The organism is Dyella sp. ASV21 (assembly GCF_016428975.1).
In the GTDB taxonomy this organism is placed as follows: domain Bacteria; phylum Pseudomonadota; class Gammaproteobacteria; order Xanthomonadales; family Rhodanobacteraceae; genus Dyella.
In genome coordinates, this window is the sequence record NZ_JAELTT010000081.1 from 1 (window position 1) to 16,950 (window position 16,950).

Annotated in this window: 15 protein-coding genes and 1 pseudogene; 5 read left to right on the forward strand and 11 right to left on the reverse strand. The window is 65.0% G+C overall.

The genetic code is table 11. The features are described 5' to 3' along the window. Positions 1-95: 95 nt before the first annotated feature. From rpmA to JHD67_RS18575, 4 genes are all read right to left on the reverse strand, one after another. Positions 96-353 (reverse strand): 50S ribosomal protein L27, encoded by a 258-nt coding sequence (gene rpmA, locus JHD67_RS18560; RefSeq protein WP_199100683.1) that lies wholly within the window; start codon positions 351-353, stop codon positions 96-98. 19 nt (positions 354-372) lie between these two features. Further along, positions 373-687 (reverse strand): 50S ribosomal protein L21, encoded by a 315-nt coding sequence (gene rplU, locus JHD67_RS18565; protein WP_199100684.1) that lies wholly within the window; start codon positions 685-687, stop codon positions 373-375. A 123-nt stretch (positions 688-810) separates the two neighbouring features. Further along, entirely contained in the window at positions 811-1,320 is a 510-nt protein-coding gene (locus JHD67_RS18570) for a DUF2059 domain-containing protein (RefSeq protein ID WP_199100685.1), read from the reverse strand. Between the two features lie 118 nt (positions 1,321-1,438). After that, positions 1,439-2,221 carry a DUF2059 domain-containing protein gene (locus JHD67_RS18575; RefSeq protein WP_199100686.1) on the reverse strand — a complete coding sequence of 261 codons (783 nt, stop codon included), beginning with the start codon at positions 2,219-2,221 and terminating at the stop codon, positions 1,439-1,441. Between the two features lie 162 nt (positions 2,222-2,383). On the opposite strand from JHD67_RS18575, the gene uvrA reads away from it, so the two are divergent. The 4 genes from uvrA to JHD67_RS18595 all read left to right on the forward strand — a co-directional run bounded on the left by uvrA (position 2,384) and on the right by JHD67_RS18595 (position 8,207). Continuing rightward, positions 2,384-5,281: an excinuclease ABC subunit UvrA gene (gene uvrA / locus JHD67_RS18580; protein WP_199100687.1), complete on the forward strand. Its 2,898-nt coding sequence runs from the start codon at positions 2,384-2,386 to the stop codon at positions 5,279-5,281. Further along, a complete protein-coding gene (locus JHD67_RS18585; protein WP_199100688.1) occupies positions 5,278-5,784 on the forward strand; it encodes a thioesterase family protein in 507 nt (168 codons plus the stop codon). Before uvrA ends, JHD67_RS18585 begins: the two co-directional genes overlap by 4 nt. Before the next feature lie 141 nt (positions 5,785-5,925). Beyond that, positions 5,926-7,347, forward strand: a complete 1,422-nt coding sequence (locus JHD67_RS18590) for a DUF4139 domain-containing protein (protein WP_199100699.1) — start codon at positions 5,926-5,928, stop codon at positions 7,345-7,347. A 104-nt stretch (positions 7,348-7,451) separates the two neighbouring features. Next, positions 7,452-8,207 carry an enoyl-CoA hydratase/isomerase family protein gene (locus JHD67_RS18595; RefSeq protein ID WP_199100689.1) on the forward strand — a complete coding sequence of 252 codons (756 nt, stop codon included), beginning with the start codon at positions 7,452-7,454 and terminating at the stop codon, positions 8,205-8,207. 48 nt (positions 8,208-8,255) lie between these two features. Here JHD67_RS18595 and JHD67_RS18600 read toward each other — a convergent pair whose 3' ends face one another. The 3 genes and pseudogenes from JHD67_RS18600 to JHD67_RS18615 all read right to left on the reverse strand — a co-directional run bounded on the left by JHD67_RS18600 (position 8,256) and on the right by JHD67_RS18615 (position 10,692). Next, positions 8,256-9,137: a sulfurtransferase gene (locus tag JHD67_RS18600; protein WP_199100690.1), complete on the reverse strand. Its 882-nt coding sequence runs from the start codon at positions 9,135-9,137 to the stop codon at positions 8,256-8,258. Continuing rightward, positions 9,134-9,939: pseudogene (locus JHD67_RS18605) on the reverse strand (CoA pyrophosphatase). Before JHD67_RS18605 ends, JHD67_RS18600 begins: the two are co-directional and overlap by 4 nt. 36 nt (positions 9,940-9,975) lie before the next feature. Further along, positions 9,976-10,692: an FKBP-type peptidyl-prolyl cis-trans isomerase gene (locus JHD67_RS18615; protein WP_233172055.1), complete on the reverse strand. Its 717-nt coding sequence runs from the start codon at positions 10,690-10,692 to the stop codon at positions 9,976-9,978. A 154-nt stretch (positions 10,693-10,846) separates the two neighbouring features. Between JHD67_RS18615 and JHD67_RS18620 the strand changes: the two genes are divergently transcribed. Next, a complete protein-coding gene (locus JHD67_RS18620) occupies positions 10,847-11,629 on the forward strand; it encodes an enoyl-CoA hydratase-related protein (RefSeq protein ID WP_199100694.1) in 783 nt (260 codons plus the stop codon). Between the two features lie 67 nt (positions 11,630-11,696). Here JHD67_RS18620 and JHD67_RS18625 read toward each other — a convergent pair whose 3' ends face one another. From JHD67_RS18625 to tsaE, 4 genes are all read right to left on the reverse strand, one after another. After that, positions 11,697-12,608 carry a DUF1684 domain-containing protein gene (locus tag JHD67_RS18625; protein WP_199100695.1) on the reverse strand — a complete coding sequence of 304 codons (912 nt, stop codon included), beginning with the start codon at positions 12,606-12,608 and terminating at the stop codon, positions 11,697-11,699. Between the two features lie 70 nt (positions 12,609-12,678). Next, positions 12,679-14,517: a DNA mismatch repair endonuclease MutL gene (gene mutL / locus JHD67_RS18630; protein WP_199100696.1), complete on the reverse strand. Its 1,839-nt coding sequence runs from the start codon at positions 14,515-14,517 to the stop codon at positions 12,679-12,681. 70 nt (positions 14,518-14,587) lie between these two features. Continuing rightward, complete coding sequence (locus JHD67_RS18635) at positions 14,588-16,153, reverse strand: N-acetylmuramoyl-L-alanine amidase (protein WP_233172057.1); 1,566 nt, start codon at positions 16,151-16,153, stop codon at positions 14,588-14,590. 233 nt (positions 16,154-16,386) lie between these two features. Then, a complete protein-coding gene (gene tsaE, locus JHD67_RS18640) occupies positions 16,387-16,845 on the reverse strand; it encodes a tRNA (adenosine(37)-N6)-threonylcarbamoyltransferase complex ATPase subunit type 1 TsaE (protein ID WP_199100698.1) in 459 nt (152 codons plus the stop codon). Positions 16,846-16,950: the final 105 nt, after the last annotated feature.

The window sequence follows — 16,950 nt, forward strand, 5'->3', positions numbered from 1 at the left end:
GCCGCAACGCCGCGCGCTGCCGATCCACCATCCCGCCTCCCAACAAAAACAAAGGCCCCGCGAGAGCGGGGCCTTCGTTGCAACCTCGAAAAGGCTTAGACCTTGACGATGCTGACGAACTTACGGCCTTCAGCGCCGCGCTTCTTGAACTCGACGGTACCGTCGACCAGCGCGAACAGCGTGTGATCACGGCCCACGCCCACGCCCGTACCGGCATGGAACTTGGTGCCGCGCTGACGCACGATGATGTTACCGGCCTCAATGGCCTGGCCACCGTACACCTTCACGCCGAGGTACTTGGGGTTGGAGTCGCGACCGTTACGGGACGAACCTACGCCTTTTTTATGTGCCATGACTATCTACTCCGGCTGATCAGGCGTTGATGCCCGTGATCTCGACTTCGGTGAAATGCTGACGATGTCCCTGCTGCTTCTTGTGGTGCTTGCGGCGGCGGAACTTGATGATGCGGATCTTGTCGGCACGGCCGTGCTTACGCACGGTGGCGCTGACAGTGGCACCGGCCACGGTGGGGGCGCCCACGGTGATCGACTCGCCTGCACCGACCAGCAGAACCTGGTCGAAATTGATGGTGGCGCCTTCTTCGGCGTTCAACAGCTCCACGCGCAGGACATCGCCCTGCTGGACGCGGTACTGCTTGCCACCGGTCTTGATGACTGCATAACTCATGGGAATATCCCTTCTGTCGTTATTCTCTTGGGTATCGCCGGCCCCTCATGGAGACCGGCGAACTCGGGAGTATACCCAGTGGCACCGGGGCTGGTCAAATCATGACCACCCGCGAGGCCAGCGTCAGGATTTGCCGGTAAGCGCCGTGCCACTGCCAGCCGCCGGACACCGGCCATTGGCGTCCAGCGTGCCCTTCTGGCGAAGATGATTGATCATGTCGATAGCGCGCTCCTGCCCCCACTGGCGACCGACCTGCATGCCTTCGGCCATGGTCTGGGGCATCACGGTGATCATTTTCTGGCCCAGCGGCGATCGGTAGAACGCGATCAATCCCTGAATGTCTTCGGCGGAGAGATGGTGCTGGTAGATCGGGATCATCCGATGGATCAGCTCGTCCTGGCTGGTCGAACTAAAGAAGCCCGACCAATAGCTGGCTGGCACGCAGGGCATCGTTCGCCCCATTGTCGTGGTCACCTGCGTCGACATTTCGGTTTCCATCTGGGCCAGCACTTTGTTGATGCCGATCACCCCCAACAACTCCCGCACCTGCGCCTCGCTGGCATCCGCCGCCACGGCGGTCCCGGCCGGCATCGCCAACAACATGGCCACGCCCACTGCGATCCAACTACGCATACTCCCCCCTGGTTCCCTGGCGCACCGGTCGACTGACCGGTGCATTGATGTATTAGGCCATTATTTCAGCCCGTAACGACAGAGCCCCGGGGCGAGGACTGACCAGGTGCCGCGATGCTCACCCGCCTTGCGTGCTGGACGGCGTGGAAGCCGGCTTGGTCGCACCGTTCGCCTTGGCCGGTGCCTTGCTTTCGGGCTTGGCCGCCGTCTTGGCAGGTGTCTTGGCGGCGCTGCTTTTGGCGGGCGTCGTCGTTTTCTTGGGAGCTGGCTTGGCGGGTGCCTTTTTGACCGGCGTCTTGGCCGCAGCCTTGCTATGCGTGGCCGGCTTCACCGCCGGCTTGGCATGCGCCTCCTCGGCTGCGCCCTCGTCATCCGCCTCTTCATGTAGCGCGCCCCCCGTGGCTGCCGCTCCAAGCGCCGGAGGCGGCGTTTTGGCTGGGCAGCGGCCGCTGGCGTCCAGGCTGCCCATGTGCTTGAGCTCGGCGATCATCTGCTGGCTGCGTTCTTCGCTCCACTGCTGACCGGCCTGGTTGGCCTCAGCCATGGTGGTAGGCATCTCGTTGATGACCTTCTGGCCCAGGGGCGAGCGGTAGAACTTCAGCAAGCCATCCAACTCGTCAGCTGTGAAATGGCGCTGATAGACCGGCACCAACCGACCGATGAACTGCTGGGTCTGGTTGGCGTCCATGTAGTTCTGCCAGAACTCGTTGGGCACGCAAGGCATGGACTGCTGCAGCGTGGTCACCGCCTGGGTGTTCATCTGGCTGAGCATCTTGCCCATGCCGACGACGTCCATCAGCTGGCGCACCTGCTGCTCGCTGGCGGGTGCCGATGCGGCCATCGCCTGCCCCATGCCCATTGCAAGCGCCAAGGCGACGCCCCATTTCGTCAATTTACCCATCCGCACTCTCTGTCAAAGTCCGGGCCTGGTGTCGGCCAAAGAGGCTATTAAGCCATAGTCGGCGATTCGTTCCCTGAAGGGTTCGGGCCGCCCCGCTGGCAATAACTGACCTGGTTAGTTTGATATAGTGCAGTTTTTCCCTCCCCCAATCTCCCGGGCGACATGGACACGATCCGCATCCGCGGTGCGCGCACGCACAATCTGAAGAACATCGACCTGGACCTGCCTCGCGACCGGCTGATCGTGATCACCGGCCTGTCGGGCTCGGGCAAGTCCTCGCTGGCTTTCGACACGATCTACGCCGAGGGCCAGCGCCGATACGTCGAATCGCTATCGGCCTATGCCAGGCAATTCCTCTCCATGATGGAAAAGCCGGATGTGGATCATATCGAGGGCCTCTCCCCGGCGATCTCCATCGAGCAGAAGTCCACCTCGCACAACCCGCGCTCCACCGTAGGCACCATCACCGAGGTCTACGACTATCTGCGCCTGCTCTATGCGCGCGTGGGTACGCCGCGTTGCCCGGAGCACGGCATTCCGCTGGAAGCGCAGACGGTGAGCCAGATGGTGGACACCACCCTCTCGCTCGATCCGGAGAAGCGCTACATGCTGCTGGCGCCGGTGATTCGCGAACGCAAGGGCGAACACGTGCAAGTGTTCGATCAATTGCGTGCGCAAGGCTTCGTGCGCGCCCGCGTGGACGGCACGGTCTACGACCTTGATGCTGTCCCGCCGCTGACTTTGCGTCAGAAGCACACCATCGAGGCCGTGATCGACCGTTTCCGCCCGCGTGACGACATCAAGCAGCGCCTGGCCGAGTCCTTCGAGACGGCGCTGCGCCTGGGCGATGGCCTGGTCATCGTGGTGGACATGGACGACGCCAAGGCGCCCGAGCAATTGCTGTCCTCCCGCTACTCCTGCCCGGTGTGCGACTACTCGCTGCCGGAGCTGGAACCGCGCCTGTTCTCCTTCAATTCGCCGGTAGGTGCCTGCCCGTCGTGCGATGGCCTGGGCGTCACCCAGGTGTTCGATGCCGCCCGCGTGGTGGGTCACCCGGAATTGTCGCTGGCCGGCGGCGCGGTGCGCGGCTGGGACCGCCGCAACGCGCATTACTTCCAGCTCATCATGTCGCTGGCCGCGCACTACGGCTTCGACGTGGACGCCCCGTGGGCGAAGCTGCCGGCCAACGTACAGAAGGCCATCATGCATGGCAGCGGCAAGGAGCAGATTGCGTTCCGCTACCTCACCGAGCGCGGTGGCCGCGTGACGCGCGAGCATGCGTTCGAAGGCATTCTGCCGAACATGGAGCGCCGCTATAAGGAAACCGAATCGCCGGCGGTACGCGAGGAATTGGCCAAGTACATCAGCGACCAGCCCTGCCCCGAGTGCCACGGTCAGCGCCTGAACCGTTCAGCGCGCAATGTATTCGTCGCCGATCATGCGCTGCCTTCGCTCACCTCGCGCTCGATTGACGATGCGCTCGCCTTCTTCGAAGCGCTCAAGCTCACCGGCTGGCGCGGCGAAATCGCGGTGAAAATCGTCAAGGAAATTCGCGAACGCTTGACCTTCCTCAACGACGTGGGCCTCAATTACCTCACGCTGGATCGCCAGGCCGATACGCTCTCCGGCGGCGAAGCCCAGCGCATTCGCCTGGCCTCGCAGATCGGCGCCGGCCTGGTTGGCGTGATGTACGTGCTGGACGAACCCTCCATCGGCCTGCACCAACGCGACAATGAGCGCCTGCTCGGCACGCTGACGCGCCTGCGCGACCTTGGCAACACGGTCATCGTGGTCGAACACGACGAAGATGCCATTCGCATGGCCGATCACGTGCTCGATATCGGCCCGGGTGCCGGCGTGCATGGCGGCGAAGTGGTGGCGCAAGGCACGCTCAAGGACGTTCTCGCCTCGCCGCGTTCGGTCACCGGCCAGTTTCTCTCCGGCAAGCGTGGCATCCAGGTGCCCACCGAACGCCGCCAGCAGTTGGATGCCGATTCCTGGCTGCACCTGAAGGGCGCCAGCGGTAACAACCTGAAGAACGTGGACCTGGCGATTCCCGCCGGTTTGTTCACTTGCGTCACCGGCGTGTCCGGCTCGGGCAAATCCACCCTGATCAACGACACCTTGTTCCGCCTGGCCGCCGCCGAGCTCAATGGCGCCAGCGAACAACCGGCGCCGCACGCATCCGTCGAAGGCCTGGAGCTGTTCGATAAGGTGGTGGACATCGACCAATCGCCGATCGGCCGTACGCCGCGCTCGAACCCGGCCACCTACACCGGCCTGTTCACGCCGCTGCGCGAACTGTTCGCCCAGGTGCCCGAAGCACGCGCCCGTGGCTATACGCCGGGCCGTTTCAGCTTCAACGTACGCGGCGGCCGCTGCGAAGCCTGCGAAGGCGACGGCATGATCAAGGTGGAAATGCATTTCCTGCCCGACGTGTACGTGCCTTGCGACGTGTGCCATGGCAAGCGCTATAACCGTGAAACGCTGGAAGTGCACTACAAGGGCCACACCATCGCCGACGTGCTGGACATGACGGTGGAAGATGCACTTAAGCTGTTCGAGAACGTGCCAACTATTGCACGCAAGCTCGACACCTTGCGCGCCGTGGGCCTGGACTACATCAAGCTGGGCCAGAGTGCGACCACGCTTTCCGGTGGCGAAGCGCAGCGCGTCAAGCTCTCCAAGGAGCTGTCCAAGCGCGACACGGGCCGCACGCTCTACATCCTGGACGAACCGACCACCGGCCTGCACTTCCACGATATCGAGCAATTGCTCGACGTGTTGCACCAGTTGGTGGACCAGGGCAATACCGTGGTCGTGATCGAGCATAATCTGGATGTGATCAAGACCGCCGACTGGCTGGTCGATCTCGGTCCGGAAGGGGGCTCGGGTGGCGGCCGCATCCTGGTTGCAGGCACGCCAGAAACCGTGGCGGCCACGCCGGGTTCGCACACCGGACACTTCCTCGCCCCGCATCTGGACATGAAGCCCGCGAAGAAGGCCAAGGCCGACGGCAACGGAAAGAGCAAACCCGCATTACGGAAGAAGACTGCATGAGTTCCACCGATCCGGCGCTCCACAAGCGCGCTCGCGCGCGCAAGACCCCGGCGCAGGACAGCGCCCCGGTCGTGGCCGTTGTTGAAACACCGATAGCCGACACCCTGTCCCAGCCACTGTTTGCCGCCTCCATCGGCGTGCGTTGGCGTGATCTGGATGCGTTCAATCACGTCAACAACTCCAACTACCTTACCTACCTGGAAGAGGCGCGCCTGCAATGGCTACAGCATGTGCCGGGCTGGTTCGACGAAACCTCCATGCCCGTGCTGGCGGCCAGCGAGATCAACTACCGTCGCCCCATCGAATGGCCCGCGCAGCTGCAGGTGCAACTGGCTTGCGAGCGTCTTGGCAACAGCTCGATCACGCTTACGCACCGCATCGTCAATGCCAATGACCCCGCATGCCTGTACAGCGACGGCAAGGTAGTGATGGTGTGGATGAACCCCGCCACCGGCAAGCCGGTACCGCTGCCGCAAAGCATCCGCGACGCCGCCACGGCTTGAAACGGCATCGCGGCATTTAGGGGTTAACGTCCTCGAATGCACGGATACCGCCGCTTCATGCGGTATCCGTAACATCCACGGCGACCACCCGAAAGGAGTTCGATCGTGATCCGCCTCCCCCTTCCTACGCTCGCTCTGGCCATGGCAGCCGGCACCGCCGCCGCAGCCGCCCCTTCGACATCCACCCGCCTCACGCTCTACCGCAGCGACGATGCCGCACTGTTCAGCGCCGGCGACAGCAATAGCGTGCAGTCCGGTTACGCCGTGGCCCACGAACCGCGCGAATTGCCGCTCAAGGCAGGCTTGCAAGACCTCAGCCTGGGCGGCTTGCCGCTGTTTCTCGACCCGGAAGCGATGGCGCTCAGCATCGATGGCGCGGCAGCCACCGTGGTGTCGCAGCGACTGCGCCTGGGCCAAGGACAGAACGCCTCACTCGGCAGCCTGGTCGGCCAGCCGATTGAAGTACTGGCAACCAGCGGCCAGAGGCTGGCCAGCGGCACCTTGCTGCGCGCCGGGGATGGTTTGCTGGTACAGGACGCCAACGGCTTCACCAGCCTGATCCGCGAGTACGCCGCCGTGCGTGCGCGCGGCAACTTCCAGACCGGCTCCAGCCTGGACCTGCGCATCAACGCGCAGCGCGCCGGCAACACCCAGGCCACACTCAGCTACCCCACCGCCGGCCTCGGCTGGCGCGCGGCCTATGTGGGTACCTTGTTGCCAGGCAACAGTTGCAAGCTGCAATTCGAATCGCGCGCCAGCATCGCCAACCGTAGCGGCCGCGACTGGTCACAGGTGCAGCTCACCCTGATCGCAGGCGAGCCACGTATCGCCAAACCCACGGCGCCGCGCCCCATGGCCGCGCCGATGGCGTTTGCCGTGCGCGCCAAGGCCGATGGCGGCGAACTGCCCGAACAAGGCACGCTGGCCGATTACCGCAGTTACACGTTGCCATCCCCGGTCGACCTGCCCGACGGTAGCGTCAGCCAGGTGCCGCTGTATGACACACGCACTCTCGCGTGCGAACGCACCTCGCTGTTTGAAACCGGCGGTGGCTGGGTACCGCCGCAACCGATGATCAGCCCGGACTATCAGTCCGGCGGCAACACCAGTGTGATCAGCACGCTGGCCCTGCACGCCTTCGACAGCCTGCCCGCCGGCTACCTGCGCGTGCTCACGGCCGATCGCCAGGGCGCCCTGCAATTGATCGGCGAAGACCGTATCGCGGATACGCCCAAGGGCGGTGACGTACATGTGGTGCTGGGCACCGCCTTCGACCTGCGCGGCGAACGCGAGCGCACGGCTTTCCATGTGGACAAGGCAGGCCGCACGCTGGACGAGGCGTTCCGCATCACGCTTACCAACGCGGGCGATAGCGCGCGCGTGATCACCGTGCGCGAACATCCCCAGCGCTGGCGTCAATGGAGCCTGGTGAGCTCCAGCGTCAAGCCCAGCAAGCAGACCACCGACACCCTGGAGTTCCAGGTATCGGTGCCGGCCGGAGGCAAGGCCACGCTGGACTATGCAGTGCGCTATGAGTGGACGGCCGACGAGCATCCGCAGTGACGCCAAGCCGCTAGGCAGGGCGCTGGCGCGCCGCGCCAGCGCTATCGCTGGTTTGCTACTCTCGCGGTTCGCCTATCGCCCCCACAGCATCCCACGGGTACGCCATGCTCAACTTGATCCCTCACGACGCCATCACTGAAATCAACCTGGCGCGCCCGCCGGTCAACGCCCTTAACGTGGATCTGCTCCGCGCGATTCGCCATGGCGTCGACCAGGCAGTGGAGGCCGGCGCGCGCGGGCTGGTCCTGTCCGGCTCGCCAGGCATGTTTTCCGCCGGCGTGGACGTTCCTTCACTGCTCGGGCGCGATCGTGATGGTGTGCGCGATTTCTGGCGCGAGTTCTTCCTCACCAGCTCCAAGCTGGCCTGTTCGCCGATACCCGTGGTGGCCGCGATCACCGGCCACAGCCCAGCGGGTGGTGCCGTGCTGTCGCTGTTCTGCGATTACCGCGTGATGGCCGAAGGCGCTTATCGCATTGGCCTCAACGAAGTACAGGTAGGCCTGGTGGTGCCGGAAAGCATCCAGCTCGCCCTGCGTCGCATTGTGGGGCCCTACCGGGCGGAGCGCCTGATGGTAGCCGGCGCCATGATCGAATCGGCGCAGGCACTGGACTATGGCCTGGTGGACGAACTCACCGGCGTGGATCAGGTGGTCACCCGAGCGATCCACTGGATGCAGGGCATGCTCGCCCTGCCCTCCAACGCCATGCTCACCACGCGCGCGTTGGCGCGTGCCGACCTCACCAAGGTATGGGCCGATCCAGACGCGCTGCCGATCGACCAGTTCATCGACGCCTACTTCCACCCGGAAACGCAGGCCGTGTTGCAACAGCTGGTGGCACGCCTGAAGAAGAGAGACTGACCACTGCCGCAGACGTCGCCGGAGCGCATCACGCGCTCCGGTACAGGCTCAGCCCGGCGCATCGCCCGTTGCAATGGGTCGATCCGGATCGCTCACCCAGCCGCTCCACGACGGCGCATACAGGCGCGAGCCACTAAGGCCCGCACGCTCCATCGCCAGCAGATTGTGGCAAGCGGTGACACCCGAGCCACACATATGCACCACATCGCCCGGCACATGCGTGCCCAATAGGGCCAGGAATTCCTCGCGCAGCACTAGTGGCGGCTTGAAGCGGCCATCGGCGGCGAGATTTTCGGCAAAGGGCCGGTTCAGTGCACCCGGCACATGCCCCCCCACGCGATCGATCGGCTCCACTTCGCCGCGATAACGTGGCGCACCGCGAGCATCGAGCAGCACACGTCCCGGCGCATCGCGCAGATGCGCATGATCGGTGAGGTACTGCGTTGCGTCGAAACGCACGGAGGCCTGGGTTGGCGCGCGCTCCACCTCACCCTGCTCCGTCGGCAAACCGGCCGACAACCAGGCCGGGTAGCCTCCATCGAGCACCGCTACCTCGCGCACACCGGCCAATCGCAACAGCCACCACAAGCGCGCAGCGGCCAGCGAGCCACCGGCCACGTCGTAGCAAACGACCTGCAGCCCCGGCCGCCAGCCCCAACGCGAGAGCACGCGTGAGAACGCCGTTTCCAGCGGCAACGGGTGACGCCCCAAGCCTTCGGCTTGACGTGAGAGGTCGGACAGATCCTCGTCCAGGCTGGCGTATACCGCGCCAGGGATATGTCCGGCGAGATAGTCGCGATGTCCCTTGGCCGTGTCGCGCTCGCCCGTACCGGGCGCCATCAATTCAAAGCGGCAATCCACGATGAGTACCGCGTCCACCGGCTGCGCGGCGAGCTCATCGACTTCGATCAGCGTGGTCTTGGCAGTCATGCGCGCCCCATCCTCTGCAAAAGATTGAACACCATCGCGGCGGTGGCGCCCCAGATGCGGTGTCCGCCGTGAATAAACTCCACCATATCCCGCCGGTGGCCACGAAACTCCATGGTGTAGCGTCGCAAGTTGGCCGGTTCGAAAAAGAACGACAGCGGCACCTCAAACACTTCGGCGACCTCGGCGGGCGCGGGATAGAGCCGCGCCTCCGGTTCGATCCGCGCAACCACGGGCGTAATGCAATAGCCGCTGATGGTTTCGAAGCGATCGAGAAAACCCAATGGCGTCACCAGCGAGCGCGACAGGCCGATTTCTTCTTCGCTTTCCCGCAAGGCGGTAGCGATGGCATCGGCGTCCCCGGGATCGGAGCGACCGCCAGGAAAAGCCACCTGGCCGGCGTGGTCCTGCAAGTGATCGGTGCGCACCGTGAGCACCAGGCGAGGCTGCACGCCTTCGCGCAGCCCTACCAGCACGGCCGCTGGTCGTCGCGGCTTGTCGCCCAGCAGCGTGGCCATGTCCACGTGGTTCCAGCCCCGCCCGGTCGGCGGCGCCGACAGCGGCAGCAAGGCAGCACTCAGCTCGCTCCAGGCCTCGCCCATCAGGGCGTCCCGCGCAGAGGCAGAATCTCCTGCATCATGTGCAGGCGCTCGCTGTCGCTCAGCCCACGCCAACGGGCGATCTCGTCGCCGGTGCGCAGACAGCCGATGCAATAGCCGCGCTCGTCGAGGCGACAGACGCCAATGCACGGCGTCAACGGATGGGGAGGGGGCGAGGCGGGATCGTTCAACATGAGCCCACACATGCTAGCGGATTCGCCGCCTTCCGGCAGCGAACGCGATCACTGCTGGATATCCAGCAGCTCGATTTCAAATACCAGGGCTTCGTTGGGACCGATACGCGGCAAGGCGCCACGCTCGCCATAGGCCAACTGGGAGGGAATCACCACCTTCCAGCGATCGCCCACATGCATGCGCGGAATCACGTCCTGCCAGCCGCGTATTACCTTGTCGACGGCGAAATGCACGGGCGCGCCCCGCGCCCAGGTGCTGTCGAACTCGGTGCCATCGACCAACATGCCGCGGTAATTCACCGTCACCAGACTGCTCACGCCCGGGCTGACCTTGCCATCGCCTTTGCGCAGCACGGCGTACTGGATACCCGAAGGCAACTGCACCACCCCTGGCAAGCGGCGGTTGCGTTCCAGGAAATCGGCGCTCTTGCGCGCATTGGCCTCGGCGATCCGCTTGAACTCGGCCAGCGCCTTGGCGTGCATCTGCTGGTCCAGGCGATCCAACTGATCGTGCATGTCCTGCATGGATACCGAGGGCTGCTTCTTGGTGTAGGCGTCCTGGATCGCACGCTGCAACGTGGGGATGTCCACGTCCGGCTCACCATTGGCGAACTGACTGCCGATCTGATAACCGATGGCATAGGACAGCTTGCTCTTGTCGATCCGACCGGTGGCCGTATCGGCCGCGGCGGCGCCATCCTGCGCGTGCACCGCTGCCGCACCCCAAATCAGGATGCCCAGAACCAGCCAACGCCGTTGTGCCATGCCTATCTCCATTGCAGCGCGAACTCCACCATCGTAAGCGGTCCGGGCCTTTCGTGCAGCGAACGCCGACCAAAACGGCGCCCCTGCTGAGAACACCGAGGGGGCCAAAGGTTCCCGCTGCTACCATGAGCCCTTTACCTGCCGGAGTGTAGTCATGGCTTATCGGAACCTGGAAATCGTCCACCGGGGTGCGGTGCGCACCATCACCATCAACCGTCCGGACAAGCTCAATGCACTCAATCGCGAAACGCTCAATGAGCTGACCCTGGCGTTCACCCAGGCAGCCCAGGACGATGACGTGCGCGTGGTGGTGTTGGCCGGCGCCGGCGAGAAGGCCTTCGTGGCCGGCGCGGATATCTCGGAGATGAACGGCTACACGCCAGTGCAAGGCCAGGGCTTTTCGCGCGCCGGCCAGCGCCTGATGAGCCTTATCGAACGCCTGGGCAAGCCGGTCATCGCGCGCCTGCAGGGTTTCGCCCTGGGCGGCGGCATGGAACTGGCCATGGCCTGTCACCTGCGCATCGCCAGTGACAAGGCCAAGTTTGGCCAGCCGGAAATCAACCTTGGCCTTATTCCCGGCTTTGGCGGTACCCAGCGCCTATTGCGCCTGGCGGGCCGCAGCGCCGCCCTGGAACTGTGCCTGACCGGCGCGCCGATCAACGCGCAACGCGCCTACGAGCTGGGCTTGGTCACCCGGGTGGTTGCGCCCGAGGCCCTGGACGAAGCCGTGAACACGCTGGCCGAACAGCTCGCCGCCTCCGCGCCGCTGGCCGCTGCGGGCATCCTCGACGCCATCCTGCAAGGCGGCGAAACCAGCATCGACCAGGGCCTGGAGTTCGAGACGCAGGCGTTCGCGCTCGCCTTCTCCACCGAGGACATGCGCGAGGGCACCACCGCGTTCCTGGAAAAGCGCAAAGCGGTGTTCCACGGCCGTTGAAAACGACCACGGCCAGGCATGCAGCCTGGCCGTTGTTCTGACCCGGGAGCGCTGAGGATGCGCTCGCTCAATGTCCGCCGCGGTATTTCTTTTCGCCCGCGGTCACCGACAGATCCATGCGATTCTCCGGCGGAGCCAGCGGACAGGTGGCGTACGGCGTAAACGCGCACGGCGGGTTATAGGCGCGGTTGAAATCCAGCACCACCTTGCCGTCCTTGGGCAGGTCTGCGTACATGAAGCGCGCCGCGCCATAGGTCTCGCGACCGGACGTGCGGTCGGCGATCACGAAGAACAGCGAGTCGGGCTCCTCCTGGATCGGCATCAACTCGTAGGTGTGGCCATCGCGATGGAACACCGCCTTGCCCGGCACCTTCTCCTTGTTGATGGTGCCCAGCACGGAACCGATCTCCAGCTCATGCGGCGGGTCGAATGGCACCCAGTCGGCCACGATGCGCCACGAAGGATCCATCGGGTAGTAGTCCAGGCCCACGAAGTGCGTGCGCGTTTCGGCATGGGCATCTTTCACGCGCAATGCCTTGCGGCCATCGCGCTCGATCACCAGAAAGCTCGCACTGCCGAAAGCCACGTTGGTCGGGCCGGCATCGCCGGCATGGGCGTCGTCCACCAGCACCGCCTCGTGCACCGGCTTGCCATCCACGGTCGCCCCGCTATGCGGATCGAGCACGATATGCAGACTGCCATCCTTCGCCTGGGTCACTACGCCCAGATGCGCGGGGCCGGCCTTGAGCACGATGTCGTTGTCCGCGGCGCTGCCAACGCGATTGGCGCCCTCCTTCAACCAGTCCAGCCCGATCAGGCTCAACCACCCGTTCGGCGCCGTGAGACTGGCCAGACGCTTATCGCGCCACTGCTGCGTTTGCTGGACGAAATCAGCCGTATCGGCGGCGTGGGTGGTCTGGGCGTGCACGGGAACAACTCCAAGGCTCAGGGCAAAAGCAATGACGGCAGAACGCAACATGGCAGCCCCCGTTGATATCGAGGACCGAGTATGGCCGTCCATTTGCCGGGGTGGCAAGTCGGGCCGCCGCTCAACGACCGCGCAGGAACAGTTTGTCCAACTCCGCCATGCTGAGCTGGGTCCAGGTGGGGCGTCCGTGGTTGCACTGGCCCGATCGCTCGGTGGCTTCCATTTCACGCAATAGCGCATTCATTTCCGGCGTGGTAAGGCGCCGCCCTGCCCGCACCGAGCCGTGACAGGCCATGGTGGCGAGCAACTCGTTCTCCAGCTCCTGCAGGCGGCGCGAGCTGCCATGCTGGGCCAGTTCGCCGAGTACGTCGCGGCACAGCTGCGCCACGTCAGCACCTTCCAACAAGGCGGGAATGCGCCGCACCACCACGCCAGACGGGCCACTGCGCGAAAGCTCAAGCCCCCACTCGGCAAGCGCGTCAGCGTGTTCCTCGGCGGCGGCGGCTTCCTTGGCGCTGACCGACACGTTCAACGGCACCAGCATCATCTGTGAGCGCAGATTGCTACTGGCGCGACCGGCTTTAAGCTTCTCGTAGGTGATGCGCTCATGCGCGGCGTGCATATCCACCAGCACCAGACCGTGCGTGTTTTCCGCAAGGATATAGACGCCCTTCAATTGCGCGATGGCGAAACCGAGCGGCGGTGCTTCGTCATCCGCCGCGTCAGGCATCGGCATCGGCGCGGCGAAGCTCAACGCCGCGGGTAACGGGCGAGCCTCTCCCGCCAAGGCGGCGTAACCGGCCAGTGGCTCCTCGCGCACGCCAAGACTGAGGCGACTCTGGCTGAACGCGTTGGGCCATGCAGGAGCCGCTGTAGCGGCTGCGGGCGCCGGGTTCATGCGAAAGGCCGGCATCGCCTGCGCCTGGGCGTCCACGTCCGGCGCGCCCCCCATGTGGCCCGCACGCGTCTGCGCCAGTGCCTCGTGCAAGGTGCGGAACAGAAAATCATGCACCAGCCGCTGTTCGCGAAAGCGCACTTCATGCTTGGCCGGATGCACGTTCACGTCCACGCCGACCGGATCGAGTTCCAGATAGAGCACGAAGCACGGATAGCGACCGTGGAACAATACGTCCGCATAGGCCTGACGCACCGCGTGCGCCACGACGCGATCGCGCACCAGACGCCCGTTGACGTAGAAGAATTGCGAGTCCGCCTGCGAACGCGAGGCGGTGGGCAAACCCACCCAACCCGACAAATGCAGACCCGCCGCCGCATGATCGATACGCAGGCTTTGCGCGGGGAAATCCTCACCCAACACTTCCGCCACGCGCAGCAATGCTGCGTGCTGATCGCGCGCGGCACGCAGAATGCGCACCGGTTTGCCGTTGTGGTTGAGGCGAAACTCCACGGAACTGCGCGCGAGCGCGAGCGATTTCAGCAGGTCGTCGATATGCGCGAACTCCGTGCGCTCGGCGCGGAGAAACTTGCGTCGCGCGGGCACGTTGTAGAACAGGTCGCGCACTTCCACGCTGCTGCCCGGCGGATGCTGGGCCGGACGCGCCGCCTGCATCCTGCCGCCGTCCACTTCGATACGGAACGCCGCATCCTGGCCTTGCGCGCGCGAGGTCAGCGCAAAACGGGCCACCGACGATACCGAGGCCAATGCCTCGCCGCGAAAGCCCATGCTGGCGACATGTTCAAGATCGTCAAAGCTGCCGATCTTGCTGGTGGCATGCGAGGCCACCGCCAGTTGCAGCTCGTCCGGCGCGATACCGCAACCGTCATCGCGGACTCGGATCAAGCGCGCACCGCCCTGCTCGATATCCACCTCCACCCGGGTCGCGCCGGCATCGAGACTATTCTCGACCAGCTCCTTGACCACGGACGAGGGCCGCTCGATCACTTCACCGGCGGCAATCTGATTGATGAGTTCGGGGGGAAGGGGGCGAATGACAGGCATCACTAAAGCTTAGAGCCTGTCGCCCACCGGCGAAAGCCAAGGCGCGCCCCAAAGCGCGCGAGCCCCCGAATCAACCGGCCGGGATGGCCAGCATCATGCCTACGCGCACACTGTTATCGCCATCCAGGCGATTGGCGCTCTTGAGCGCATTGACGCTCACGCCATACTGGCGGGCGATGCTGCGCAGGTTCTCGCCACGCGCGACGCGGTGCATGTCGCGTACGCCATTGTCAGCGCTGCCGGTTGCCTGGGACACGGCCTTGCCGTCACGCGCCGAGCTGCTGTCATCGTCGCCCTGAGAGGACGCCACCGCCGCCATACCATTGCGGCGCGCCGCCTGGGCGGCAAACCAGCTACCCGGCGGCGGCGTGGTTTCGAAGTAGTTGCGCACGCCACCCATCACCGCCGCAGCCAGGCGAGCCTGATGAGCGGGATCGCGCAGCTTGCGCTCTTCATCCGGGTTACTGATGAACGCGGTCTCCACCAAAATCGAGGGCACGTCCGGCGAGCGCAACACCACAAAATTGGCGCGTTCCACGTAACCGCGATGGGTCGGACCGAGATTGCTCAACGCCTTGAGCACGTTGCCGGCTACCGATTCACTGGCCTGCATGGAATAGCCTTGCTGCAGGTCGAGCAACACAGCAGCCAGGCCGTCGTTCTTGTCGTCCAGGGTGACACCGCCAATCAGGTCGGCACGGTTTTCACCATCCGCCAGCCACTGCGCTGCCATGTTGGTTTTGCCGCGCGGCGACAACACCCATACCGAGGAACCCTTAGCGTCGCCATTGACAAAGGCGTCCGCGTGAATCGACACGAAGAGGTCCGCCGCGTTGTTGCGGGCGATCTGGTAACGCTGCTGCAGCGGGATGAAAAAGTCGGCGCTGCGCGTAAGCACAGCGCGCATGCCCGGCTGCTGATTGATCTGATCGGCCAACTGGCGCGCCACGGCCAGCGTGACGTTCTTCTCGAGCGTGCCACCGGGTCCGTGTGCGCCAGGGTCATCGCCCCCGTGACCGGCGTCGATGGCGACTACCACCTTGCGCTCGCCGTTGAGCATGGCCGCCGCCGCACGGGTGGAGGCCATGCCGCTCTGGGTTTGCTTGAGGCCAGACTTGCTGGTCGAACGCACGGGCGCGGGCTCAGCCGGCGCCGCCGCCACGGGAGCAGCCACGACTGCGGCAGGCTGGGCGACTGAAGGCGCGGCAGCCACGCTGGCGGGGGCGCCGTCGTCATGCTCGCTGGAAGCGGAAGGCTTGACCGCCGCGGCACCACCGCCCTTGCCGGGATACAGATCGACCACCAGGCGATAGCCGTAGTCGGCCTGCGGCTTAAGCAGGAAGGTCTTGTAGGTGCTGGAGGGATCGACCTTGGCCGTCAGTTTGACGCCATCGCCCTGGCGCGCCGTGGTCAGGCCCTTGTACAAGCCTTGGGCGGCGGGCCCATTGAAGTCGCTGCCGATCGTGCTGTCGCTCAGATCGACCGTGAGCTGGTCACCATCCTGCTTGAGCTTGTAGCTGACCGGGCCAGACACATCGAGCACCACGCGGGTGTACTCCGGCCCCGCCCAGACCCGGGCGGACTTGAGATCGGCGGCGCGAGACACGCCCACAGATGCCACGGCCAGCACGGCCATGGCGCCAAGCACAGCAGGATGCGTCCTATATCCCTTCATAGGGCCGAATTGAAGCCCAGACGTTGACTGAATGCAAGAGCTTTTTCCTTGAATATCCATAACCTGCAATGGTTTTGTCAGGCGACATCCAGCTATCGGCCGCAACCCACGCAAACGCAAGGCATCCCAGCCCCTGCCGAGACCTGAAAAATTCTCAAGCACCGCCGATACTTAGCGCGACGACTCGGCCGCACTCAGGCCAGACGGGACACGGCGCGCTCACCGCGCTCGCTGCGGGGCTCCATGGCGGCACGGCGTCCAGTGCCCGCATAGCTCAGGTGAATGACCAGATCGGCCGCAGGCAACGCCCCCGCCCCGCGCTCGGGCCATTCCACCAACACCAGCGCGGAAGGATCGGATAGCGCATCCAGCCCCAACCACTCCAGCTCGCCCGGATCGGCAATGCGATACAGATCGAGATGCCAGGCCGGCCGCCCCTGCGCCCGATAGGACTCGACCAGGCTGTAGGTGGGGCTCTTGATGCGCTCGCCCACGCCCAGCGCGCCCAGCAAGGCGCGTGCGAAGCTGGTCTTGCCGGCCCCCAGGTCACCGTGTAGGTAGATCACCAACCCGTCGTCCAGCAGCCCGGCCAAGCGCGTGGCCAGGGCGGCGGTGGCGGCCTCGTCGACCAGTTCCCAGCGGTGTTCCGTCATGATTCGCATCCATTGAGCAAAAGGCGCAGCGGCGCCAGCAGGTCGCTCGCCAGCATGCCGCGTTCGCCGCCGTGCTGTGCGGCCAGATCGCCCGCCCTAGCGTGC

Excerpts from the sequence above, each read along its gene's own strand:
- rpmA (WP_199100683.1), bottom strand. The coding sequence starts at position 353 with ATGGCACATAAAAAAGGCGTAGGTTCGTCCCGTAACGGTCGCGACTCC.
- rplU (WP_199100684.1), bottom strand. The coding sequence starts at position 687 with ATGAGTTATGCAGTCATCAAGACCGGTGGCAAGCAGTACCGCGTCCAG.
- JHD67_RS18570 (WP_199100685.1), bottom strand. The coding sequence starts at position 1,320 with ATGCGTAGTTGGATCGCAGTGGGCGTGGCCATGTTGTTGGCGATGCCG.
- JHD67_RS18575 (WP_199100686.1), bottom strand. The coding sequence starts at position 2,221 with ATGGGTAAATTGACGAAATGGGGCGTCGCCTTGGCGCTTGCAATGGGC.
- uvrA (WP_199100687.1), top strand. The coding sequence starts at position 2,384 with ATGGACACGATCCGCATCCGCGGTGCGCGCACGCACAATCTGAAGAAC.
- JHD67_RS18585 (WP_199100688.1), top strand. The coding sequence starts at position 5,278 with ATGAGTTCCACCGATCCGGCGCTCCACAAGCGCGCTCGCGCGCGCAAG.
- JHD67_RS18590 (WP_199100699.1), top strand. The coding sequence starts at position 5,926 with ATGGCAGCCGGCACCGCCGCCGCAGCCGCCCCTTCGACATCCACCCGC.
- JHD67_RS18595 (WP_199100689.1), top strand. The coding sequence starts at position 7,452 with ATGCTCAACTTGATCCCTCACGACGCCATCACTGAAATCAACCTGGCG.
- JHD67_RS18600 (WP_199100690.1), bottom strand. The coding sequence starts at position 9,137 with ATGACTGCCAAGACCACGCTGATCGAAGTCGATGAGCTCGCCGCGCAG.
- JHD67_RS18615 (WP_233172055.1), bottom strand. The coding sequence starts at position 10,692 with ATGGCACAACGGCGTTGGCTGGTTCTGGGCATCCTGATTTGGGGTGCG.
- JHD67_RS18620 (WP_199100694.1), top strand. The coding sequence starts at position 10,847 with ATGGCTTATCGGAACCTGGAAATCGTCCACCGGGGTGCGGTGCGCACC.
- JHD67_RS18625 (WP_199100695.1), bottom strand. The coding sequence starts at position 12,608 with ATGTTGCGTTCTGCCGTCATTGCTTTTGCCCTGAGCCTTGGAGTTGTT.
- mutL (WP_199100696.1), bottom strand. The coding sequence starts at position 14,517 with ATGCCTGTCATTCGCCCCCTTCCCCCCGAACTCATCAATCAGATTGCC.
- JHD67_RS18635 (WP_233172057.1), bottom strand. The coding sequence starts at position 16,153 with ATGGCCGTGCTGGCCGTGGCATCTGTGGGCGTGTCTCGCGCCGCCGAT.
- tsaE (WP_199100698.1), bottom strand. The coding sequence starts at position 16,845 with ATGACGGAACACCGCTGGGAACTGGTCGACGAGGCCGCCACCGCCGCC.